Origin of the sequence: Streptomyces sodiiphilus (assembly GCF_039529215.1) — a bacterium.
In the GTDB taxonomy this organism is placed as follows: Bacteria; Actinomycetota; Actinomycetes; order Streptomycetales; family Streptomycetaceae; genus Streptomyces; species Streptomyces sodiiphilus.
In genome coordinates this window covers 18,328-38,533 of sequence record NZ_BAAAMJ010000032.1, presented here as the reverse complement: position 1 = coordinate 38,533, position 20,206 = coordinate 18,328, and the positions used below count along the sequence as shown (strand labels likewise).

At 70.8% G+C, this 20,206-nt stretch carries 23 protein-coding genes and 1 riboswitch; of the genes, 12 read left to right on the top strand and 11 right to left on the bottom strand.

Annotation, left to right across the window (positions count from 1 at the left end):
- The first annotated feature begins 22 nt into the window (after positions 1-22).
- The gene (locus ABD299_RS16185) at positions 23-1,462 is read left to right on the top strand and encodes a serine hydrolase domain-containing protein (RefSeq protein WP_344262950.1); all 1,440 of its coding nucleotides are present in this window, start codon (positions 23-25) and stop codon (positions 1,460-1,462) included.
- Here ABD299_RS16185 and ABD299_RS16180 read toward each other — a convergent pair.
- Positions 1,446-1,937 carry a GNAT family N-acetyltransferase gene (locus ABD299_RS16180; RefSeq protein WP_344262949.1) on the bottom strand — a complete coding sequence of 164 codons (492 nt, stop codon included), beginning with the start codon at positions 1,935-1,937 and terminating at the stop codon, positions 1,446-1,448. The two genes, ABD299_RS16185 and ABD299_RS16180, sit on opposite strands and share 17 nt — an antisense overlap.
- The gene (locus ABD299_RS16175; protein ID WP_344262947.1) at positions 1,934-3,595 is read right to left on the bottom strand and encodes a serine/threonine-protein kinase; all 1,662 of its coding nucleotides are present in this window, start codon (positions 3,593-3,595) and stop codon (positions 1,934-1,936) included. Before ABD299_RS16175 ends, ABD299_RS16180 begins: the two co-directional genes overlap by 4 nt.
- A gap of 286 nt (positions 3,596-3,881) precedes the next feature.
- Here ABD299_RS16175 and ABD299_RS16170 point away from each other — a divergent pair, with 286 nt between their 5' ends.
- Both ABD299_RS16170 and ABD299_RS16165 read left to right on the top strand, forming a co-directional pair.
- Positions 3,882-5,069, top strand: coding sequence for a globin domain-containing protein (locus ABD299_RS16170; protein WP_344262945.1), 1,188 nt, complete (start codon positions 3,882-3,884; stop codon positions 5,067-5,069).
- Positions 5,070-5,073: 4 nt separating this feature from the next.
- Positions 5,074-5,946, top strand: coding sequence for a pyridoxamine 5'-phosphate oxidase family protein (locus tag ABD299_RS16165; protein WP_344262943.1), 873 nt, complete (start codon positions 5,074-5,076; stop codon positions 5,944-5,946).
- 34 nt (positions 5,947-5,980) lie between these two features.
- On the opposite strand, the gene ABD299_RS16160 is transcribed toward ABD299_RS16165, so the two are convergent.
- The 5 genes from ABD299_RS16160 to ABD299_RS16140 form a co-directional block, all read right to left on the bottom strand.
- The gene (locus tag ABD299_RS16160; protein WP_344262941.1) at positions 5,981-6,502 is read right to left on the bottom strand and encodes an NUDIX domain-containing protein; all 522 of its coding nucleotides are present in this window, start codon (positions 6,500-6,502) and stop codon (positions 5,981-5,983) included.
- Positions 6,503-6,558: 56 nt separating this feature from the next.
- Positions 6,559-7,701, bottom strand: a complete 1,143-nt coding sequence (locus ABD299_RS16155) for a cystathionine gamma-lyase (protein WP_344262939.1) — start codon at positions 7,699-7,701, stop codon at positions 6,559-6,561.
- Complete coding sequence (locus ABD299_RS16150; RefSeq protein ID WP_344262937.1) at positions 7,691-8,014, bottom strand: hypothetical protein; 324 nt, start codon at positions 8,012-8,014, stop codon at positions 7,691-7,693. The genes ABD299_RS16155 and ABD299_RS16150 overlap by 11 nt, the downstream gene beginning before the upstream one ends.
- Positions 8,011-8,502, bottom strand: a complete 492-nt coding sequence (locus ABD299_RS16145) for a low molecular weight protein-tyrosine-phosphatase (RefSeq protein ID WP_344262936.1) — start codon at positions 8,500-8,502, stop codon at positions 8,011-8,013. Before ABD299_RS16145 ends, ABD299_RS16150 begins: the two co-directional genes overlap by 4 nt.
- An 86-nt stretch (positions 8,503-8,588) precedes the next feature.
- Positions 8,589-8,960: a phage holin family protein gene (locus ABD299_RS16140; RefSeq protein ID WP_344262935.1), complete on the bottom strand. Its 372-nt coding sequence runs from the start codon at positions 8,958-8,960 to the stop codon at positions 8,589-8,591.
- 51 nt (positions 8,961-9,011) lie between these two features.
- Here ABD299_RS16140 and ABD299_RS16135 point away from each other — a divergent pair, with 51 nt between their 5' ends.
- On the top strand, positions 9,012-9,329 hold the full coding sequence (locus ABD299_RS16135; RefSeq protein ID WP_344262933.1) for a cupin domain-containing protein: 318 nt from the start codon (positions 9,012-9,014) through the stop codon (positions 9,327-9,329).
- Between the two features lie 146 nt (positions 9,330-9,475).
- Positions 9,476-9,688 (top strand): DUF5326 family protein, encoded by a 213-nt coding sequence (locus tag ABD299_RS16130; protein ID WP_344262932.1) that lies wholly within the window; start codon positions 9,476-9,478, stop codon positions 9,686-9,688.
- Here the strand turns inward: ABD299_RS16130 and ABD299_RS16125 are convergent.
- A complete protein-coding gene (locus ABD299_RS16125; RefSeq protein WP_425581348.1) occupies positions 9,654-10,955 on the bottom strand; it encodes a YibE/F family protein in 1,302 nt (433 codons plus the stop codon). The two genes, ABD299_RS16130 and ABD299_RS16125, sit on opposite strands and share 35 nt — an antisense overlap.
- 72 nt (positions 10,956-11,027) lie before the next feature.
- Positions 11,028-11,137: riboswitch (TPP riboswitch) on the top strand.
- On the opposite strand from ABD299_RS16125, the gene thiC reads away from it, so the two are divergent.
- A complete protein-coding gene (gene thiC, locus ABD299_RS16120; RefSeq protein ID WP_344262930.1) occupies positions 11,130-12,890 on the top strand; it encodes a phosphomethylpyrimidine synthase ThiC in 1,761 nt (586 codons plus the stop codon). Its footprint overlaps the riboswitch before it by 8 nt.
- A gap of 167 nt (positions 12,891-13,057) precedes the next feature.
- Here the strand turns inward: thiC and ABD299_RS16115 are convergent, their stop codons facing one another.
- From ABD299_RS16115 to ABD299_RS16105, 3 genes are all read right to left on the bottom strand, one after another.
- Positions 13,058-13,705, bottom strand: a complete 648-nt coding sequence (locus ABD299_RS16115) for a hypothetical protein (RefSeq protein WP_344262929.1) — start codon at positions 13,703-13,705, stop codon at positions 13,058-13,060.
- A gap of 400 nt (positions 13,706-14,105) precedes the next feature.
- Complete coding sequence (locus ABD299_RS16110) at positions 14,106-14,576, bottom strand: NUDIX domain-containing protein (RefSeq protein WP_344262928.1); 471 nt, start codon at positions 14,574-14,576, stop codon at positions 14,106-14,108.
- Between the two features lie 2 nt (positions 14,577-14,578).
- Positions 14,579-15,325 (bottom strand): helix-turn-helix domain-containing protein, encoded by a 747-nt coding sequence (locus ABD299_RS16105; RefSeq protein WP_344262927.1) that lies wholly within the window; start codon positions 15,323-15,325, stop codon positions 14,579-14,581.
- Positions 15,326-15,430: 105 nt separating this feature from the next.
- On the opposite strand from ABD299_RS16105, the gene ABD299_RS16100 reads away from it, so the two are divergent.
- From ABD299_RS16100 to ABD299_RS16075, 6 genes are all read left to right on the top strand, one after another.
- On the top strand, positions 15,431-15,673 hold the full coding sequence (locus ABD299_RS16100) for a hypothetical protein (protein ID WP_344263254.1): 243 nt from the start codon (positions 15,431-15,433) through the stop codon (positions 15,671-15,673).
- Positions 15,674-15,859: 186 nt separating this feature from the next.
- Positions 15,860-16,117 carry a hypothetical protein gene (locus ABD299_RS16095; RefSeq protein ID WP_344262926.1) on the top strand — a complete coding sequence of 86 codons (258 nt, stop codon included), beginning with the start codon at positions 15,860-15,862 and terminating at the stop codon, positions 16,115-16,117.
- A gap of 27 nt (positions 16,118-16,144) precedes the next feature.
- Entirely contained in the window at positions 16,145-16,348 is a 204-nt protein-coding gene (locus ABD299_RS16090) for a hypothetical protein (protein ID WP_344262925.1), read from the top strand.
- Positions 16,348-17,472 (top strand): radical SAM protein, encoded by a 1,125-nt coding sequence (locus tag ABD299_RS16085; protein ID WP_344262923.1) that lies wholly within the window; start codon positions 16,348-16,350, stop codon positions 17,470-17,472. The genes ABD299_RS16090 and ABD299_RS16085 overlap by 1 nt, the downstream gene beginning before the upstream one ends.
- On the top strand, positions 17,469-17,633 hold the full coding sequence (locus tag ABD299_RS16080; RefSeq protein ID WP_344262921.1) for a hypothetical protein: 165 nt from the start codon (positions 17,469-17,471) through the stop codon (positions 17,631-17,633). The genes ABD299_RS16085 and ABD299_RS16080 overlap by 4 nt, the downstream gene beginning before the upstream one ends.
- Positions 17,634-17,721: 88 nt before the next feature.
- On the top strand, positions 17,722-18,591 hold the full coding sequence (locus ABD299_RS16075; protein WP_344262919.1) for a GNAT family N-acetyltransferase: 870 nt from the start codon (positions 17,722-17,724) through the stop codon (positions 18,589-18,591).
- Positions 18,592-20,206 lie beyond the last annotated feature (1,615 nt).

The window sequence follows — 20,206 nt, the reverse complement described above, 5'->3', positions numbered from 1 at the left end:
CATCGGCGGTATGGGTGGCGTCATGACGGAACCTCATGACGCCCTGCTGTCCTCGACCTCCCGCGCCCTGTACCACCGGCTGGCGGTGGCCCAGGCGGAAGGCAGGGCACCGTCGGTGGTCGCCGCCGTGGTGCGGGACGGGCTGCCGGTGTGGAGCGAGGGGCGCGGGGAGGTCGCCGGGACGGTGCCCGGCCCCGAGGTGCAGTACCGGATCGGGTCGATCACCAAGACGTTCGTCGCGGTGCTGGTGATGCGGCTGCGGGACGAGGGACTGATCGCGCTCGGCGACCGGCTGGACCGCCACCTGGCCGCCCCCGAGGGCGGGGAGGCGACGATCGCCCAGCTGCTGGCGCACTCCGGCGGTCTGGCGGCCGAGGCCCGCGGCCCCTGGTGGGAGCGGACGGAGGGCACGCTGCGGCCGGAGCTGGCCGACATCCTCGGCGAGGACCCGGTCAAGCACCCGCCCGGGCGCCGGCACCACTACTCGAACCCCGGTTACGCGCTGCTCGGCGCGCTGGTGGAGGAGGTGCGCGGCCGGCCCTGGCACCGGGTGCTGGAGGAGGAGGTGCTGCGGCCGCTGGGCATGACCGCCACCACGACGCTGCCCAGGTCCCCGCACGCCCAGGGCTGGGCGGTCCACCCGTACGCCGACGTGGTGCAGCCCGAACCGGCCGTGGACACCGGGCGGATGGCACCGGCGGGGCAGCTGTGGTCCACCGCCGCCGACCTGTGCCGGTTCGCGGCCTTCCTCACGGCCGGGGACGAGCGGGTGCTCGGCGCGGACAGCCTTCAGGAGATGCGCCGGCCCGCCGTCGCCCCCGAGGCACGGGACTGGGACAGCGCCTACGGGCTGGGCATGCAGCTGATCCGCCGCCGGGGGAGGCTGCTGGCGGGCCACTCCGGCTCCATGCCGGGCTTCGTCGCCGGGCTGTGGACGTGTCCCGAGGAGCGGCTGGCCGCCGTCGCCGCGGCCAATGCCACCTCGGGGCTGCCCGCCGCCACACTGGCCGCCGGCCTGCTGGACATCGTCGCCGAGCGGGAACCGGTGATCCCCGAGACCTGGCGCCCCATGCCCGACGCCGAGGCGGGGCTCGTGAAGCCGGCCGGCGTCTGGTACTGGGGCACACAGCCGCACGTGCTGCGGGTGAGGGCGGGCGGGGCCGTGGAACTGGGGCCGGTGGCGGGCGGCGGCCGCGGCGCGCGCTTCGCCCCCCGCCCCGACGGCACCTGGACCGGCCTGGACGGCTACTTCGCGGGCGAGACCCTGCGCGCGGTGCGCCGCCCCGACGGCACCGTGAGCCATCTCGACGCGGGCACCTTCGTCTTCACCCGCCACCCCTACGACCCCGACGCGCCGGTGCCCGGCGGTACCGACCCCCGCGGCTGGCGCGGCGTGCCGGACCGGCCGGGGGCGCGGCGGCGGAGCGGCTCACCGGGGCGCGGGCTCACAGGGCCATCTTGAAGCCCACGTGCGAGGCGGTGAAGCCGAGGCGGGTGTAGAAGCGGTGGGCGTCGGTCCGGGTCGCGTCGGAGGTCAGCTGGATCACGGCGCAGCCCTCCCGCCGTGCCTCGGCGACGGCCCACCGGATCAGTTCGCCGCCCAGTCCGTTGCCGCGTTCGGAGGCGTGCACCCTGACGGCCTCGATCAGGGCACGGGAGGCGCCGCGGCGGGACAGCCCGGGGATGACGGTGAGCTGGAGCGTGCCGACCGGGCGGGCGTCCCGCGCCGCCACCACCAGCCGCTGGCCGGGGTCGGCGGCGATCCGCGCGAACGCCGCCCGGTAAACGCCGAGTTCACCTGGGCTCTCGCGCCGCGCGCCCAGCGGGTCGTCGGCGAGCATCGCGACGATCGCGGGCACGTCCTCGGCGGTGGCCGGACGGATCACCGGCCTGCCGGGCGCCGGAGCAGCGGCCGGGTGTGTTTCGGTGCCGGTCATCGCGCCACCCTTCGCAGCGAGTCGGGGGCGCCGACCTCCGGATCGAGTGGGTGTTCCACGTGCATCACGTCCTCGGTGTCCGGGGTGAGTGTGTAGACGGGGTTCTTGTCGCAGCTGGAGTCGATCCACGCGGCTCCGGCCGTGCTCTTGCCACTGCTGGCCTGCAGCACCAGTTCGCCGCTCCGGACGGCGATGAGCTTGAGTGTCTCGGTGCAGCCGAGCTCCAGCCCGGTCATGTTGTCGGTGACGCTGCTCACCTGATGGCCGACGACGTCGCCCACCTCGCCCGGGGACAGTTCCAGGTTGACCCTGTACTGACTGGTATAGCCCTGCTGCCCGGGGCCGACCCCCTCCCACTTGCCGACCCAGTACCCGGCCAGGGAGCGTCCGTCGCCCTCTTCGCCGTCGCCGTCGCCGTCGCCGTCGCCGTCGCCGGCGCTGTCCGTCCGGTCCGCTTCGCCGGGAGAGGGGGAGGAGGGGGCGGTGCCGGCACCGCCCCCTCCCTCTCCGGTCCTTCCGTCCCGGTCCAGCAGCAGAAAGCCACCGGCCAGCAGTGCCACGACGGTCAGCACGGCGGCGGCCACCGGGGACGCGAGCCGGGTCCGTCCGGGCGGCGCCGCCGGAGGGCCCGGGTGAGCGGGGGCGGGAGGAGCGGCGGCCCGGGGTCCGGGTGAGGGTGAGTGGCCGGGAGGGGGCGGTGTCCCCGGGGCGGTGACGGTCGGCGGCCCGGCGGGCAGCGGAGGCGGTGCCGCGGTGGGCGCGGAGAGGCCGTCGGCCCGGGCGGCCCGCTGCCGCAGTTCCTCGGACAGGGACGCGGGCAGCGCCGCCGCCCAGCCACCGGGCGCGCTCTTCCGTTCCGCGGCCGGCCTCGCGGCGGTGGGCCGGCCGGCGGGGTCCTTGGACAGCAGAGCGGTCAGGAAGGGCCGCAGGTCCTCCGGGACGCCGTCCAGCCGCGGTGCGTCGTGGACCGCGCGGTAGAGCAGCACCGGTGTGCCGGGTGTCTCGTCGGGCGCGGTGAACGGCCCCCGGCCCGTCGCGGCGAAGACCAGCAGTGCTCCCAGGGCGAACAGGTCGGTGGCCGGGCCGATTTCCGCCCGGCCGCTGATCTGTTCGGGCGCGAGGTAGCCGGGGGAGCCGACCACGTTTCCGGTGCCGGTGAGGCGGGAGTCGTCGACCGCCCGGGCGATGCCGAAGTCGATGAGCAGCGGGCGGTGCGGCCCGAGCAGCACGTTGGACGGCTTGAGGTCGCGGTGCACGAGCCCCTCGCCGTGCACGGCGGCCAGCGCCCGGAGGAGTTCGGTGGTCAGCTCCCGCAGCAGCGGCGGGGGCAGCGGTCCGGCGCGGTCGACCCACTCCTGCAGTGAGGGCGCCGGGACGTATTCCGTGGCCAGCCACTGGTCACCGTCCGCGCCGCGGCTCCAGTCCACGACCGGCACGGTCCACGGGCTGCGGACCCGGTCGGCGTTGCGGATCTCCCGCTCGAACCGCCGGCGGAAACCCGGGTCCCGGGTGTGCTCGGCGAGGATGGTCTTCAGGGCCAGTGCCCGCCCGCCCGGCGTGCGGGTCAGGTAGACCCTTCCCATGCCGCCCGCTCCCAGCCGTGCGAGCAGCGGATATCCGCCCATCCGGGCAGGGTCGTCCGATCGCAGCGCGTCCACGCCGTTCCCCCGTGTGTGGTGATGCGTCCGAGCCGAGCGTACGGGAGAGCGGGGCCCGGGGGACATGGCCCGGACAGCTGCCGCGGCGACCAGGCGGCCCCCGGACGGGGCTTGAGTCTCAGCCACATAACGGTATGGTCGGTTCCGCATCCGGCCGATTGCGGCATAGTCGCTCAGCCTATGCGATGCGGCAAGCTCGATGGCCGGGTTTCCGGTTTTCCACCCGTTCCGGGTGAGCGCACTGACACGCTGTGCGACCGGAAGATGACCGAGGCGAGGCAGGTTCATGACCGCGAGTACGGGCGGCGACAGCAGGAGGGGGCCCATCGGCACCGGACGGCCCGGTCCGTCGGGCGATGCCCAGCTGATCCGCCGCACGCTGGAGGAGATCGAGCCGATCTCCGGCCAGGTGACGTCCTACTTCTACGCCATGCTGTTCGTGCAGAACCCGGGGATGCGCGACATGTTCCCGGCGGCGATGGACGCCCAGCGGGACCGGCTGTTCCAGGCCCTGCTGACGGCCGCCGACGCGCTCGACGACACGCTGGCACTGACCGAGTACCTGGACGGCCTGGGCCGGGGCCACCGCAAGTACGGCACCCGTCCCGAGCACTATCCGGCGGTCGGCGAGGCCCTGATGACGGCGCTGGAACGTTACGCCGTGAACAGCTGGGGCCCCGAGGCCGAGGCGGCCTGGGTGCGGGCCTACACGGCGATCTCCCAGACCATGATCGACGCCGCGGCGGAGGACGAACTGCGCTCGCCCGCCTGGTGGAAGGCGGAGGTGGTCGGGCACGAGCGCCGCGCCGGCAACGTCGCGGTGATCACCGTCCGCCCCGACCAGCCCTACCCCTACCGGGCCGGCCAGTACACGACCGTCGAGACGCCCTGGTGGCCCCGGGTGTGGCGGCACTACTCCTTCGCCTCCTGCCCCCGCCCGGACGGGCTGCTGTCCTTCCACGTCAAGGCCGTGCCGACGGGCTGGGTGTCGACGGCGCTGGTGAACCGGGCGCGTCCGGGTGACGTGATCCGGCTCGGCCCGCCGGCCGGGTCCATGACCGTGGACCACGACTCCAACTCCGGTCTGCTGTGCGTGGGCGGCAGCACCGGCATCGCACCGATCAAGGCGATGGTGGAGGACGTGGCACGGCACGGCCGGCGGCGGCTGATGGAGGTGTTCTTCGGCGCGCGGCGGGAGGCGGAACTCTACGACCTCGACGCGTTCCTCCAGTTGGAGAAGCGGCATCAGTGGCTGTCGGTGCGCCCGGTGGTCTCGGACAGTCCGGCGCACGCCCTGGGAGGCGAACTCCCGGACGCGGTGATCCAGGCGGGGCCGTGGCGGGAGTTCGACGGGTACCTGTCGGGCCCGCCGCAGATGGTCCGCAAGGGCGTGGACGCCCTGGTCTCGGCCGGCATCCCGGCCGAGCGGATACGACATGACTTCATCGGCAATCGGGTCGCAGCGGAGAGCTAGCACTATGGCGGGAGCGAACGGAACCGGCGGCGGCAACCACCCGCCGCTGCCGGAGGAATTCGGGGGACCGGCGGCCGGGCGGCCGGGCAGCGACGGCGAGCACGCCGTCCAGCACCGGCTGGGCACCAGGGAGCGGGCGGACCGGTTCTACCGGGACCAGATGCTGGACCATCTCAACGAGCGGATGCGGGAGTTCGTCGCGCGGCAGGAGATGTTCTTCCTGTCCACCGCCGACCGGCACGGCGAGTGCGACAGCACCTTCCGCGCGGGCCCGCCCGGCTTCCTGCGGGTGCTGGACGACCGCACGCTGGTCTACCCCGAGTACCGGGGCAACGGCGTGCACGCCAGCATCGGCAACATGTCGGAGAACCCGCACGCCGGTCTGCTGCTGATGGACTTCGAACGGGCCCGGATCGGGCTGCACATCAACGGCCGGGCCCATGTGGTGCCCGACGCCGACATGCGGGCGCTCCGCCCGGATCTGCCCGAGGACCCGGTGCCCGGGCGCCGTGCTCAGCTGTGGGTGCGCATCGAGGTGGAGGAGGCGTACATCCACTGCGCCAAGCACATCCCGCACCTGGTCAAGGCGCCCAAGGGGGCCCCACGGGACTGGGGCACGGACGACCACCGGCGCAAGGGCGGGGACTTCTTCGGGGTGGCCCGTGCCGCGCAGCAGCGGCGGCAGCTCGAGCGCGGCGGCCGCTCCCCGGCTCCGGCGGACGCGCCCGAGCCGGCCCGGATCCCGGTTCCCGTGCCGGACGTCCCGGTGCCGGACGTGGAGGAGTGGCGCGCGGAGGCGGAACGGGCACTGGCCGAGGCGCGGCGTCGGGCCGCCGCGGCTGCCCGCACCGGCGGCCCGGGCGGCTGGTTCGGCTGACCGGCGCGGCCGGGCGGGCTCCGGCCGCGGCCCGTCAGCAGAAGTCCGGGGCGAGCAGGCCGGGAAGACCCTCGATGTTCTGCCGCAGATACGCGGCCAGGGTGTGCGGCACCAGGTCCACCGCGGCCAGACCGGCCCGGGTGAACGGCAGGCGGACGATCTCGTAGGTCCCGCAAGGATCGTCCACCTCGGGCCCGTGCCGCAGCTCCGGGTCCAGGGAGACCGGCCGGCACAGGAAGAAGTGCTGCACCTTCAGGCCGGGCCCGCAGGTCTCGCCGCGCTCCGGGCTCACCGGCACGGTGTCCACGAACGCGGGCACGACATCGGTGACCTTGGCGCCGAGTTCCTCCAGGACCTCGCGGTGCAGCGCGGCGAGCACGGTGGCGTCCCCCGGTTCGACGCCGCCCCCCGGCGTGATCCAGTACGGGGGGCGGCCCGGCTTGGTGCGCTTGATGACGATCAGCTCGAAGGAATGACCGCCGGGGGTGCCGGCCGGTACGGGCTCCAGCAGGATGGCGCGGGCGGTGCGTTTGACCACGGCGCGGTCGTCGTTCATGGAGGGGTTGTGGCCCGCCGGCCGGGGGGCGAAACCTCCCGGACGTGACCGGTCCGTCATCCCCGCGCGTTCTCCCCGGCCTCCCGCGCGCCGTCCAGGGCCCGCTCCAGGTCCGCGATCAGGTCCTCCGCGTCCTCCAGGCCGACCGACATCCGGATGAAACCCTCGGACACCGCGTCCCCGCCCCACCGGGCACGCCGCTCGGCGGTGGAGCGCACACCGCCGAAGCTGGTCGCGTCGTCCACCAGCCGCAGCGCGCACAGGAACCGTTCCGCGAAGTCCCGGTCCGGCAGCGTGAACGACACCACGCAGCCGAAGCGCCGCATCTGCCGGGCCGCCAGGACGTGCGCCGGGTCGCCGGGCAGCCCGGGGTGCCGGACCCCGGTGACCTCCGGGCGCCGGGCCAGCGCCTCCGCGACGGCGAGGGCCGTGGCCGCCTGCCGGTCGACCCGCACCTGCAGGGTGGCCAGGCTGCGGTGCGCCAGCCAGGCCTCCATCGGGCCGAGGATCGCGCCCACCGACTGCCGCCAGCCGCGCACCTCCTCCGCCCGCTCCGCGTCCCGGCACACCACGTAGCCCAGCAGCACGTCACCGTGGCCGCTGAGCGCCTTGGTGCCGCTGGCCACCGAGAAGTCCGCGCCCAGCTCCAGGGGCCGCTGGCCCAGCGGAGTGGCCAGGGTGTTGTCCACCGCGACCAGCACGCCCCTCGCGCGGGCCCGCTCGGCCAGGTCGCGGATGTCGCACACGTCAAGACCCGGGTTGGACGGCGACTCGATCCACAGCAGCCGGGCGCCGTCCAGGGCGGCGGCCTGCTCCGGGGAGCCGGTGGCCACCGGGCGCACCGTCACGCCGAAGCCCTCAAGACGGCGGGCCAGCCCCGAGGTCCCGTGGTAGCCGTCGGACGGCACCACCACCGTGTCCCCGGCCCGCACCTGCGTGAACAGCACACTCGCGGTGGCGCCCATGCCGGAGGCGAAGACGACCGCCTCGGCCGCCTCCCCCGGGGACTCCAGGGCGGCCAGCGCCTCCTCCAGCGCAGTCCAGGTGGGGTTGCCGTCCCTGCCGTAGCGGTAGGGGGCCACCGCGGGGTCCCCGGGGAGGTGGAAGTGAGCGGCGAACGCCGGTCCCGGAAGGGCGGGTTCGTAGTCCTTGGCCGGGGGCAGCCCGGCCCGCACCGCGCGGGTTCCGTCACCGGTCATCGTGTCTTCCGCCTCTCGTTCGCGGGCCGCCGGTCGCGGCGCCGGTCATCCGCCAAGGGCGGCCCGGGCGGCCGCTCCGCTCTGCGGACCATAGCCGCTCCAGGCCCGCAGCCCCGGCGGGGAAGAAGTCCCCGGGCGCCCCGGCCGGCGTCTTGGCGAAGACGGTGCGTCCGTCGTCGAGTTCCACCCGGTGCGCCGCGCAGATGGCGCCGCCGCCCACCGCCGAGGCGCGCCCGGACCGGGCGCCGGCCAGCGCAGCGACCCGGGCGCCGATGCCCCCGCCGCCCGCGGCGTCCGCGGTGCGGGCGGTCATCGGTCCGCCACCGCCTCCCGCACGGTGGCCAGCAGCCCGTCGGCCGCCGCCTCCACCAGCGCCAGGCACGCGGTGAAGCCGTCCGCACCCCCGTAGTACGGGTCCGGGACGTCCACGCCGTCGGCGTCCGGATCGAAGGAGCGCAGCAGCCGCACCTTCGCCGCGTCCTCCGGCCGCCGCGCCATCGCGCGCAGCTCCCGATGGTGCCCCCGGTCCAGCGCCACGACCAGGTCGTAGCGGGCGAACCAGCCGGGCCGGAACTGCCGGGCGGTGTGGTCCAGGCGATAACCGGCTGCGGAGAGCGCCGTGAGGGTGCGCGGGTCGGCGTCCTCGCCGGCGTGCCAGCCGCCGGTTCCCGCGCTGTCCACCGCCACCACAGCACCGAGGCCGTCCTCCGCCAGCCGGGCGCGGAGGACGGCCTCGCCCATCGGGGAGCGGCAGATGTTGCCGGTGCAGACGAAGCAGACGCGGTAGGCGGTGGAGGCCATGCCGCCCAGCCTAGAGCGGGTGGCGTTCCCCCGACAGGGCGCCCGGCTCGCCGCTCCGGCAGCCGTGGCCGCTCCGGGGAAGGCGGTCAGTCCCGGTCCACCACCATCTCCACCGCCCAGGAGACGATGGCGACGATCAGGCCGCCCAGGAGCGCGGTCCAGAAGCCGTCGACCTGGAAGGCGTCACCGGCGATCCAGCTGGTCAGCATCAGCATCAGCGCGTTGATCACCAGGGCGAACAGCCCGAGCGTGAGGATCAGCAGGGGCAGCGAGAAGAGCTTCACGATCGGCTTGACGATGAGGTTCACCACGCCGAAGATCAGCGCGACGATGAGAAGGGTGACCGCCTGGCTGCTGGTGCCCGCGCCCTCGGTGCCGAGGGTAATGTCGTCCAGCAGCCAGACCGCGGCGGCCAGGGCCACCGCGTTGGCGATGAGGCGGAAAAGGATGCTCGTCATGCAGCAGATCGTTCCAGATGAAGCCCCCCGCGGGGCAGGGGGTGTGCGTCGATGAAGGCGTTCCGGCTGGACCGGCTGGAGGCGGAGCGTGTCGCAAACCAGGGCGCGTACCTGCAGTTCCTGCGCGAGCGCAACATGTCCGTCGGGCTCTACGCGCTGGACGCCGGGCAGCTCGACCCGCAGCAGCCGCACCGGCAGGACGAGGTGTACCTGGTGATGAGCGGCCGGGCGTCGGTCACCGTGGGCGAGGAGACCACGACCGTCGGCCGGGGCAGCGTCGTCTACGTGCCGGCCGGCGTGCCGCACAAGTTCCACCACATCACCGAGGACCTGCGGGTGCTGGTGGTGTTCTCTCCCCCCGAGAGCTGAGCCGCCGTCTCAGGGTCGGCTCAGGGAACGTTCAGGGGAGGACCGGGGCCGGTGAGCCTCCCGCCTGCCTTCCCGCCCGCCTAGCATCGAAGACACAGCGGTCCGGTGCCTGCCGGGCCGTACGTGACCACAGGAGCCGTGGAGAAATGAAGGAAGCATTCCTGTCACTGCCGTGGTGGGTGCGCTGGATCGCGATTCCGGTCCTGGCGCTGGCCGTCTTCGGCGGGATGATCATGGCGGTGATCGCCTGGGTCGTCGAGCTGGTGTTCAAGATCCTGGTCTTCGCCGTGCTGGTCGCCCTGCTGATCTACGTGGTGCGCAAGTTCACCTCTTCCTCCTCCTCCCGCGGCGGCTGGTAGCACCCGCCCGGCGCGACCCCGCCTCCAGCGCGTCCGGCCGCCGGTCGGCGCTGACCACCAGCGCCGCCAGCAGGGTGGTCACCGGCACCGACGCCACCAGCCCGATCGACCCCACCAGAGTCCGCACGATCTCCTCCGCCACCAGCTCGCTGAAGGCCACCGTGCCCACATCGCTCTGCGCGATGGTGAACAACAGCAGCAGCGGGAGCGCCGCACCGGCGTACGCCAGCACCAGCGTGTTGACCACCGAGGCGATGTGGTCACGGCCGATCCGCATGCCCGACCGGTAGATCGTCAGCCAGCTCGCCCGCGGGTCCGCCTGCTTCAGCTCCCACACCGCCGACGTCTGGGTGACCGTCACATCGTCCAGCACACCCAGCGAACCGATCAGAATCCCGGCCAGCAGCAGACCGCGGATCTCGATCCCCGGGTACAGGCCGTGCACCAGACCCGTCTGGTCGTTGGTGTTGCCCGTCAGATGCGCCCAGTCGATGAACCACGACCCCAGCAGCCCGATCAGCACCAGCGAGATCAGCGTCCCCAGCACCGCCACCGAGGTCCGGGCGGTGAACCCGTGGCACAGATACAGCGTCACCAGCATGATGGCGCTGCCCCCGATGACCGCCACCAGCAGCGGATTCGAGCCGTGCAGGATGGCCGGCAGGATGAACATCGTCAGGATCGCGAAGCTCGACACCAGCCCGACCAGCGCCAGCAGCCCGCGCATCCGCCCCACCGCCACCACCGCCAGCGCGAACACGATCGCCAGCAGCACGATCGGCACCGTCCGCTTCACGTCCGTGACGCTGTACTGAAGCTCCTCGGGCGCGTCCGGCGCGTAGGCGACGACCACGTCCTGGCCGGGGCTGTACCGCTGCGTGGCGTCCGGCGTCACCACCTCCTGGAACGTCCGGCCGGTGTGCGGGCCCGACGTCACCTCCACGGTGGCGTGCTCGCAGGGCCCCTCCGCCCCCTCCCGGACCTGCACACCGATGTCCTCGCACGGCACCTCGGTCACCTCGGTGACCTGGGCCTGCTCGTGCTGCCGGTCGAAACCGACACCCGTGCGCCCGTCCTCCTCGTCGGGCGCCCCGCCGGGCCACAGCACCACCAGCCCGGTGAGCACCAGCACGGCGAACGGGACCAGCACGGCCCCGATGACCCGGCGCAGCTGCGCGGAGACCGGGGCTGCCGGTCCGTGCTGGTGGGTGTGGCCGTGCGGGTGCGCGTCACGGTCGTACATGTCATCTGAATGCGGCTGGGTCACGGAGGGATCATCGCAAGAGAATCCGGGCCCCCTGTTCAGCGCGCCCGGTGTGCCGCTAGCGTGAGGGCGCACATTTGCCATCGCGGGAGCTCCGAGCACGGGGCTGAGAGGGCGCTGGGCTGCGCCGACCGCCGAACCTGTTACCGGGTAATGCCGGCGTAGGGAGTGGGTCTCATGACCACGCAGGATGCACGCACGTCCGCCATCGGCTCGCACAAGGGATATATCGGCGGATCCCGCCCGGACCTGCGGGTCCCGGTGCGGAGGGTGCACCTCACCGACGGGAACGACGTGACGCTCTACGACACGTCGGGCCCGTACACCGACCCGAACATCGACACCGACGTCCGCCGCGGACTGGCACCGCTGCGGCAGAACTGGATTCTGGAGCGGGGAGACACCGAGGAGTACGCCGGGCGGGAGCCGCGCCCCGAGGACGACGGCCTCAAGCACACCGCGCCGCGCGGCGGCGGCCTGCGCAACCTGGACGCGGTCTTCCCCGGCCGCCCGCGCAGGCCGCGCCGCGGCCGGGACGGACAGGCCGTCACCCAGCTCGCGTACGCCCGGCGGGGCGAGATCACCCCGGAGATGGAGTACGTCGCCATCCGGGAGAACGTCGCCCCCGAGTTCGTCCGCGACGAGATCGCGGCCGGCCGGGCCGTCCTCCCGGCCAACACCAACCACCCCGAGACCGAGCCGATGATCATCGGCAAGAACTTCCTGGTGAAGGTCAACGCCAACATCGGCAACTCCGCGGTGACCTCATCCATCGAGGAGGAGGTGGAGAAAATGACCTGGGCGACCCGCTGGGGAGCCGACACGGTCATGGACCTCTCCACCGGCCGCAACATCCACACCACCCGGGAGTGGATCCTGCGTAACTCCCCGGTGCCGATCGGCACCGTGCCGCTCTACCAGGCGCTGGAGAAGGTGGACGGCAAGGCCGAGGAGCTGAGCTGGGACGTCTACCGCGACACGGTCATCGAGCAGGCCGAGCAGGGCGTGGACTACATGACCGTGCACGCCGGCGTGCTGCTGCGGTACGTGCCGCTCACGGCCCGCCGCAAGACCGGCATCGTCTCCCGCGGTGGCTCGATCATGGCCGCCTGGTGTCTGGCGCACCACAAGGAGAGCTTCCTCTACACGCACTTCGAGGAGCTCTGCGAGATCCTGCGGGCCTACGACATCACCTACTCCCTCGGCGACGGCCTGCGCCCCGGCTCCATCGCGGACGCCAACGACGAGGCCCAGTTCGCCGAGCTGCGCACCCTGGGCGAGCTCAACCGGATCGCCAAGTCGCATGACGTGCAGACGATGATCGAGGGCCCGGGGCACGTCCCCATGCACAAGATCAAGGAGAACGTCGACCTCCAGCAGGAGATCTGCGAGGAGGCGCCGTTCTACACCCTCGGCCCGCTCACCACCGACATCGCTCCCGCCTACGACCACATCACCTCGGGCATCGGCGCGGCGATGATCGCCTGGTGGGGCACCGCGATGCTCTGCTACGTCACCCCCAAGGAGCACCTGGGCCTGCCTGACCGCGACGACGTGAAGACCGGCGTCATCACCTACAAGATCGCCGCCCACGCGGCGGACCTCGCCAAGGGCCACCCGGGCGCCCAGGCCTGGGACGACGCCCTGTCCGACGCCCGCTTCGAGTTCCGCTGGGAGGACCAGTTCAACCTCTCGCTCGACCCGGACACCGCCCGTGAGTACCACGACGCGACCCTCCCGGCCGAGCCCGCCAAGACGGCCCACTTCTGCTCGATGTGCGGCCCGAAGTTCTGCTCGATGAAGATCAGCAGAAGCATCACAGAGCAGTTCGGCGGTGACGCGGACGCTACGCCGGAGGAGATCGAGGCCGGAATGCTGGAGAAGTCGAAGGAGTTCGCGGCCTCGGGCAACCGGGTGTACCTACCGCTGGCGGACTGATTTGGGATGACAGGCGACCGGCCGACGGCTACGGGGGGCGTCGTCGGCCGGTCGTTCGCTTGTGTCAGGGCGCTGGGCATTCCGCAGCCGTTTCCCCGGCCGACTGACCATGCGAGGCAGTCTGGGTACATGCGCCTCAGGTTGCATGGGTTCAGCTATGAAGCGCATCAGGCAGCGTCTGCGGACGTGAAACTCGGTTGGTGAGCAACCTCGTAGAACATTCGTTCCGCCTCTGCTAGGACAGGCTCCCAGATCTCGGGTGGCCTCGCGGTGCGCACGTGGAAGCCTTGAGCTAGCAGGCGGAGCACCTGTTCGAGAGACGTTCTGCCGGTGGGGAAGTGGACTCGCTCAAGTGGCCGTCCCGGGCCTCCTGGACCATCAGGCTCGGGCAGCAACGCATGAAGATTGAGGTGGGCTGCCGGATGCCGGCCCTCAGCTTCGTAGGCGTAGTCGTAACGGAAGACTTCGGATCGGTCGGTGTCTGTCCACTGGTACTGAATCTTGGAGCTGGTCACGGCCAAGCGATTGTTCCCTGTGAGTGACAGCAGGTAGCCGATCTTCAGCCAGTGGCCATCCAGAAGCTTGACCAGCCCGGCGTCGGAAGTGTGAGGGGCGTTGTGCCCCCCTTCCAGAACCCAGACAGTGTCACCCCTTGTGTGTGGCCTCAGGACCAAGCGCTGCCCCTGTTCCATCACTGTGATCGCCAGCAGCTTCTGCGCGAGTGTGCGGAAAGCCGTCGCGGACTGCTTGCCGCCTTGGTGGACCTTGGCAGACAGCATCCGCACCTCAGCGCAGTTGTTCTCGACTTCGTTCATCGGACTGTCCAGCAAGCAACGGGTCATCGGACGGAAGGAGATGGAGCAAGATCAAGACGTCCGTGAGGGCGCCTGGGTCGTCCAACTTCCCCGAACGGTGCTGTCTGAGAACTTCCTCTACCGTCATGCCGCAGCGACTCTTGGCGGCCCAAGTGAGGCGGTCGACGATCTCCTCGCGTGCGATGGGGACGATGTTGGGGTCATCTTCAACGGCCGCCATTTGATCTCCCAGGCTGAATGCGCGCCTCTACCTGCCCACCTGTCCAGTGTGCACCCAGACTGCTCATGGCGGCCGGTCGAAGATCTGCGGCTCTCGCACCGGCGCCGTCGGCCACTCAGTGGTTCTATTGATGGCTGATCTTCTGGGCTTCGGAGGGTTCACCAAGACATGCAGATGGGGTCAGCCGAGGTAGGGCTGCTCGCGGTGCTCCATGAAGTGGCTGAGCCTGAGTCGCTGCGTGTGGTGCATCGGAAGTTGGTCCAGCTCGTCTGGAGAGACGAACCGCAGCTCCGTCGACTCGTCGGAGATCGCCAGTTCTCCGCCAACGATCCGCGCGGTGAAGCAGACGTTGAACTGCCGGCGCACCTCGCCGTCCGTGTAGGCGATGACGTGCCTAGGGTCGGTGTACGTGCCGACCAGTCCCGTGACCTCCACATCCAAGCCGGTCTCTTCCTTGACCTCGCGGACGGCCGTGCCGGGGAGCGAGTCGGTGAGGTCCATACCCCCGCCGGGGAGGGCCCACAGATCGTTGTCGCGTCGGCGCTGGAGCAGGATGCGCCCCTGCTCGTCGGTGACGACGGCCGAAGCCGCGACAACCATGCTGTTGGGCTTGGGCGCGTTCGGGTCGTCGTAGTACTCGGTTCGTGCCATGGTCACCCCTTGTGCTGTACGGGCGTCGCCGTGGACCACACCGCGTCGAAGCTCTCGGCGTACATGTCGAACATTCCGCCTTCCCCGCTTCGCCGAAGATGCCACACCGGGGCCCCGTAAGCGTTGACGCCCCAGACGTGGGCATTGACCAGCAACTGATCATCGGCGCGGTAGAGCGAGTTGTAGAGCGTCGTCCCGTGGGTCCGGATGTCGATGCCGGGCACGCCGATCAGGGGCCGGTAGTGCATGAGTGCCAGTCGGCAGCGGGACTCGATGCCGTGGCCGAACTTCTCCTCCTCGCCGCGCGCCCGAACGTTCTCGCTCTCGGCGTCGCCCACCGCGATCCGGATCGCGCAGCCTTCTGAGGCCCGCTCTCGCAAGAGCTCGTTCAGTCGGGGATACGCCTCATGGAGGAAGACGGCGGCGTACACCAACACATCGATGTGCTTGCGGGCCTGTGTCAGCATGTCCACAAAGGCAGATACGGGGATGTCCGCCCGCTGGTCGTAGAGCGCCACGAGCTCCGGGCTGATTGCTCGCGCCGCGCGCGCCTGCCGGAGTGCCGGCCAGAGTGCGTGCACGTCTTCTCCTAGGGTCTCTGCCGCCCGCATGGCTGTGACGCGGCGTGGCGTACGGCCGAGATTGACCCATCGCTCAACGGACTTGGGGTCTACGTCGACCTTTTGCGCGAGGGTGGCGTACGTCCAGCCTCCGTCCGCCATGACGGCACGAAGCCTCTCGTTCGGCATGAGTCTCCCCCTGATCCTCGGGACGGCACTAGGGACGTTCTACATGACGCGGGACGTCCCGAAGTGGGGTTTGGTGGAGGTTCCGGCGTCCTTGTGAACGGCAGCATGCTCGTGCCTATGGCGAGCAATCAGCAGGCCAGACCCGGAATCGGCGAACTGGCCAAGGACCAGAAGACCGGACGCATCGGCCTCGTCATGGGCGAGATCGGTGGACGCGTTCAGATGCGACCGATGAACGGTGGCATCGAGTGGGACGCCATGCCCGATGACGTCGTGGCACCCAAGGCGCGGGAGGAACTGAGCGCGCGCCTGGCCGTGAAGAACAACAACAGCCGGGTCGGCCTGTGATGCGCGTCATCGGCCGGTATGCCGGCGTCCTCCTCGTGATCTGCATCAGCGCTTCGTGCGGATTCGTGATCGGGGTCGCCCTCAGTACCGGTACCTAGACCGGTTCGCCCTGGACGGCTGCCGAATCCGCGGCTACCCGTCCGTGAAGGTCGCGGCAGGGGGCGAAGACGTACGCCTGGAGGTGCAATGAGCGGTTCGACGAGTCAGATCGTCACGACGGTCGGTGATGGCGTCCGTCTCGGAGACGTGATCACGATCGGCGGAAACCCGCACACCGTGACGAACGTGCGACGGGTCGCGGGCGGGCGAAAGGTCCTGGAGTTCGCCGACGGCAACGTCTACGTGCTGGGCCCCTCGCTCCCCATCGAGGTCATGCGGACGTCGCGGACGAGGGTGCGGCTCGTGGCCGGACGAGACGGACTTGCCCGCGTGGCCCTGTCCTGATCCTTCTTCTGCACGGAGGTTCCCTGCGTGGCAACTGCACCATCCACCCTGACCCGGTGCCCTCTCCCTCCTCGCAACGAGAGCTGCGGGGACTGCGGCGGCAGCGGTGCCGACTCGTCCGGCAAGAGCTGCGGTACCTGCAACGGGCTCGGCGAGATCTACTGCCGTGTCGCCGAGCGCCAGGGCGTACGCGTGTCGTCGCGCTTCTCGATCCGGAAGGACTACCACTGATGGCCCACGCTCTGATCGCCTCCCCGTTCCTTGACGGGCACCTGCTCCTCAAGCCCGGTGCCAGGGCCGGGGCTCGCATCCCTGCCGAGCACTACGAGGGCCTGCGGCAGGCCGCTGCCGACGGTGAGTCGCTTCCCACCTGGGCGGTGCAGACCGCGTCCGACGTGTGGGGCATCGACCTGAGCGGCCGGCCCGCGCAGGGCACGGTGCTGGTGCGCGAGCCGTCCCCGTACGGCTACTGCCGGGCCTCGTGGGAGATCAATCTCGGCTGCAACTTCGGCTGCAAGCACTGCTACCTCGGCGAGCGGCCGTTCTCCGGCCTCGCCTGGGAGGAGAAGGTGCGGCTGTTGGACATCATGCGCGAGGCCGGTGTCCTCTGGCTCCAGATCACGGGCGGTGAGCCCACCATGGATCCGGACTTCCAGGGTGCCTACCGGTACGCCTGGCAGGCCGGGATGATGCTCACCATCTCCACGAACGGCTCGCTGCTCTGGCGGCCGGACCTCCTCAAGCTCTTCCAGGACTCTCCGCCGTATCGCCTGGTGGTCAGCATGTACGGGGCGAGCGAGGAGTCCTTCGACGCGCTCACCCAGCGCCGTGGTGCGTGGAAGGCGTTCCGGCGCGGCATGGATGCCGCACGCGAGGCGGGCTTGCCCCTGCGTATCAACGTCGTGGTGACGGAGGACAACGCCTCCGAGGCGGACGAGATGGCCGCCCTCGCCAATGAGTGGAACGTCGAGAACCACGCCTACACGAATATGACGCCCACGATCTACGGCGGCGGCGAACCGCTCCTTGCTCAGTCCGCCGCGCATCTGCGGCAGCGCAAGCCGTTCGCCGGCTGCAACGCGGGACACACCTTCTTCCACGCCGACCCGCACGCCAAGGTCTCGATCTGCAAGGTCGGCCGCGATGACCAGATCGACCTCATGGCCGAAGGCATCGATGGCCTCACCCGGCTCGGCGCCATCGCCGACCGGCTCATGCTTCGCACCGGTGGGTGCGAGGGCTGCGCCCTGTCCGGCACCTGCCGGGTCTGCCGCCCCCTGGCCAAGCACTACCAGGAGGCCAAGGCGCCGCTGCACAGCTACTGCCAGCACGGAGACAAGGAGAACGCTTCATGACCCCGCCCCTACCGGTAACCATCCTTTCCAGCCCGCCGGCCTCAGCGCGCCGCGCGGCCCCGCCCGTCGCCGCTTCGGCGGTCACCGCCGTCCTGGACCTGGACGTGGTCGTGGAGAGCGCGGAGTGCTCCTGCGACGCCGGTGACGACAACCCCCACTGACCGACAGAATCCGGTCGGTTCCGTTCAGGCCCTGGCGTCTTCGCGTCGGGGCCTGAGCCCTGGCCGACCGACCATTAAGGTGCCGCTCATGTTCTTCCGCTGGGACTGGCTCCGGCCCGTGTTGACCGCGCCGATCGTGCCGACTCTCGGCCCCGTCCACCCCCACGTCCTCACCGTGGATCTCTTCGAGGACACGCTGCGGGCGGCCGTCGCTGACCGTTCCTTCCTGCACTACGACAAGGATCGGCGTTGGAGCAGCGAGAAGGACGAGACGGTTCTTCGTGGCGACGTGGTACACCAGTCCGATCACACCCTCATCCCCACGCTGACCCGACGCGGACGTGGCACCGTCAAGGTCTTCGCCTACGGGCACCGTGACAGCGTCGTGGACGATGCGGCCGAACTGTCCGCGAAGCTCGCCGTCGTGCATGACGTGGTCAACGCGAGGGTCGTGCGCCCGCTCGGTCCTGAAAACCCTTTCCCGCGTGGCACCCGCATTCAGCTTCAGGACTTCACCGCCCGCCCCTGCCTTGACCCCGGCGGCCCGGTCCGGCCCGTCACCGACTGGCCGGCCACTGTGCAAGGGACCTTCGCCCCGTTCGCCTCGGCTATGGCGGCCGATGGCTTGGCCTTCCTTCATGGGCAGATGCAGGCCGGCCGGTGCGGTCCGGTCCTCGCTGCCGCCGTGGACGGTCGCATCGTGGGGGCGATCGGCCCGATGGAAGTACGCCCCGACGCGATCGGCTGCCCTCAGCTCATGCCCCAGTACTTCGCTGTCTTGCCCGAGGCCCGTGGGCAGGGCCTCGGGCGCGTTCTGTGGCGGGCCGCGATGCACTGGGGTCAGTCCCATGGCGCCGCTTACCAGCTCCTACAGACCGAGGTCGGCGGCCCCTCCGACAGGCTGTGTCAGTCCGAAGGGCTGACCTCCCTAGGCTTCAGCCACACCACACGGGCGTAGCGGGATCGCGGCCTGACCGACGACATCGAAAGACCGGACCACCCCTCGGCCTGGACAGCATCCGGGGTGGTCCGGTCGCGGAAGCCCTGATCAGGACCCCGGTGCCGATGGTACCGGGGTGGTCGTCGTGCCCAGAGACGGGCTGATCCCAACCCCGCTTTCGAATTGCCGAGTTGGAGAGGAGCGCGCGGCGTGCGGTTCGGCCGGCTTCGTTGTCCTGGTGAGTTGATGGGTGGTGCACGTGACATCGCGTCCGGCTGGAGCGGCTTTGGCCGGTGGCCTGCCCGGTCTGGGGTCGGGCATGTTCAGGGGGCCGTACGCTGGCCCGGCAACTCGGGCAGGCTTTGCCCCTGCCCGGAATTTGAACGAGTGGCCCCCTGGACTTGCCCGACGCGGGACCCGGACCGGGGAGGTGGGTAAAGCCGTGGAAGCCGGTCGCCCCAGCCACAGGGCCTCGGCGTACCACGCTTCTGTGAACGTCGGAGGGATCGGCTCGTCGGGGCTGGCGTGTCGATGTGCCAGTAGGTGGACATCCGCCGGGTGCTTCGCGGGGCGCTGTCTGGCGGTGCGACTGCGGGCGGTTGGGTTGCTTCCTGACTCATCCGGTTCGCCTTCGGGCTTTTGCGGCGCGAGTGGACCGGCCGCCGGAGCGGTGGCGGAGACAAGGAGCGTCGGCGGCCTGGGGCCGCCGCGCCGCGCGGCCCGCCGTGGCGGGCCGCCTTGATCCAGTAAAGAAACTCTTAACAGCCCTGTGGCCGGGCGGGCTTGGCCGCGTCCTGGCGAAACAAGCCGGCGCAATCTCCGCATTCCTGGCCCACCTCAACCCCGCATGTCCCGGTAATGCCGATTCATGCCTATTTGTTCTTCGGGTCGGCGGAATTTATCCACAGGCTCGGGATTGCAGGGTGGCCTTGGTAAGAGGGCTCGGACTCACCACGGCCTGGTCGTGATCGTCTCGTGCCCTGTGGGAGGCGCTTTGGGCAAGCGCGGTGGTGAGTGGGGGCTGCTGAGGTGGATTCGTTGGCCGCAGGTGTCACACGGGACCCGTTTTTCGCACCTGTAGCAGGTGTAGGGCGCAGCGCCCCAGGACGAGGTGCGGAGGTTGAGCACGTGAGAGACGGACAACGCCAGGGCTGCCTTCTGGGAGGCAAAACGGCGAAACATAGCCGACGATCGCCGGTTAGCCAAACCGGGGATTCTCCGGAACATGGAGGTCCGGAAGCGAAAGGAGGTCGGGAGTCGTGATGCAGCTCGGCGACACGTGTGACTTTTTCCCGGAGGTGTGGCCAAGGTGTAGCCGTGGCGTCGGGAAACCCTGCATTCGCCTGCGTGGTCCGTCGTGCGGAACGGCCTCGACAGTCGTTTCCCGTCCGATGACTCGCGCTAAGGGTTGTCCCGTAACTCTGGAGACCGCTTGCCGGTGTCCGGTTCGACCTGCTTGGCCGGGATCCCTTTGAGGCCGCAAGTCCGGGCGCAACCGGACAAGCCGATCTACCTTCCGTGTCCCACTGGCCTATGCCCGGAGTTACGGGACAACGCTTAGCGGTGTCAGCGTGCTGGGGCGGCGAGAGCGGCTAGACCTGGGGATCGGGACCTCTTCGGCCGGCGGGCTTGT

Bases quoted from the DNA above. Each gene is read 5' to 3' on its own strand.
- ABD299_RS16110 (WP_344262928.1), bottom strand. From the start codon at position 14,576: ATGGCACGAACCGAGTACTACGACGACCCGAACGCGCCCAAGCCCAAC.
- ABD299_RS16100 (WP_344263254.1), top strand. From the start codon at position 15,431: ATGCTCGTGCCTATGGCGAGCAATCAGCAGGCCAGACCCGGAATCGGC.
- ABD299_RS16105 (WP_344262927.1), bottom strand. From the start codon at position 15,325: ATGCCGAACGAGAGGCTTCGTGCCGTCATGGCGGACGGAGGCTGGACG.
- ABD299_RS16170 (WP_344262945.1), top strand. From the start codon at position 3,882: ATGACCGCGAGTACGGGCGGCGACAGCAGGAGGGGGCCCATCGGCACC.
- ABD299_RS16115 (WP_344262929.1), bottom strand. From the start codon at position 13,705: ATGAACGAAGTCGAGAACAACTGCGCTGAGGTGCGGATGCTGTCTGCC.
- ABD299_RS16185 (WP_344262950.1), top strand. From the start codon at position 23: ATGACGGAACCTCATGACGCCCTGCTGTCCTCGACCTCCCGCGCCCTG.
- thiC (WP_344262930.1), top strand. From the start codon at position 11,130: ATGACCACGCAGGATGCACGCACGTCCGCCATCGGCTCGCACAAGGGA.
- ABD299_RS16165 (WP_344262943.1), top strand. From the start codon at position 5,074: ATGGCGGGAGCGAACGGAACCGGCGGCGGCAACCACCCGCCGCTGCCG.
- ABD299_RS16155 (WP_344262939.1), bottom strand. From the start codon at position 7,701: ATGACCGGTGACGGAACCCGCGCGGTGCGGGCCGGGCTGCCCCCGGCC.
- ABD299_RS16160 (WP_344262941.1), bottom strand. From the start codon at position 6,502: ATGAACGACGACCGCGCCGTGGTCAAACGCACCGCCCGCGCCATCCTG.
- ABD299_RS16075 (WP_344262919.1), top strand. From the start codon at position 17,722: ATGTTCTTCCGCTGGGACTGGCTCCGGCCCGTGTTGACCGCGCCGATC.
- ABD299_RS16145 (WP_344262936.1), bottom strand. From the start codon at position 8,502: ATGGCCTCCACCGCCTACCGCGTCTGCTTCGTCTGCACCGGCAACATC.
- ABD299_RS16080 (WP_344262921.1), top strand. From the start codon at position 17,469: ATGACCCCGCCCCTACCGGTAACCATCCTTTCCAGCCCGCCGGCCTCA.
- ABD299_RS16140 (WP_344262935.1), bottom strand. From the start codon at position 8,960: ATGACGAGCATCCTTTTCCGCCTCATCGCCAACGCGGTGGCCCTGGCC.
- ABD299_RS16180 (WP_344262949.1), bottom strand. From the start codon at position 1,937: ATGACCGGCACCGAAACACACCCGGCCGCTGCTCCGGCGCCCGGCAGG.
- ABD299_RS16085 (WP_344262923.1), top strand. From the start codon at position 16,348: ATGGCCCACGCTCTGATCGCCTCCCCGTTCCTTGACGGGCACCTGCTC.
- ABD299_RS16150 (WP_344262937.1), bottom strand. From the start codon at position 8,014: ATGACCGCCCGCACCGCGGACGCCGCGGGCGGCGGGGGCATCGGCGCC.
- ABD299_RS16095 (WP_344262926.1), top strand. From the start codon at position 15,860: ATGAGCGGTTCGACGAGTCAGATCGTCACGACGGTCGGTGATGGCGTC.
- ABD299_RS16135 (WP_344262933.1), top strand. From the start codon at position 9,012: ATGAAGGCGTTCCGGCTGGACCGGCTGGAGGCGGAGCGTGTCGCAAAC.
- ABD299_RS16130 (WP_344262932.1), top strand. From the start codon at position 9,476: ATGAAGGAAGCATTCCTGTCACTGCCGTGGTGGGTGCGCTGGATCGCG.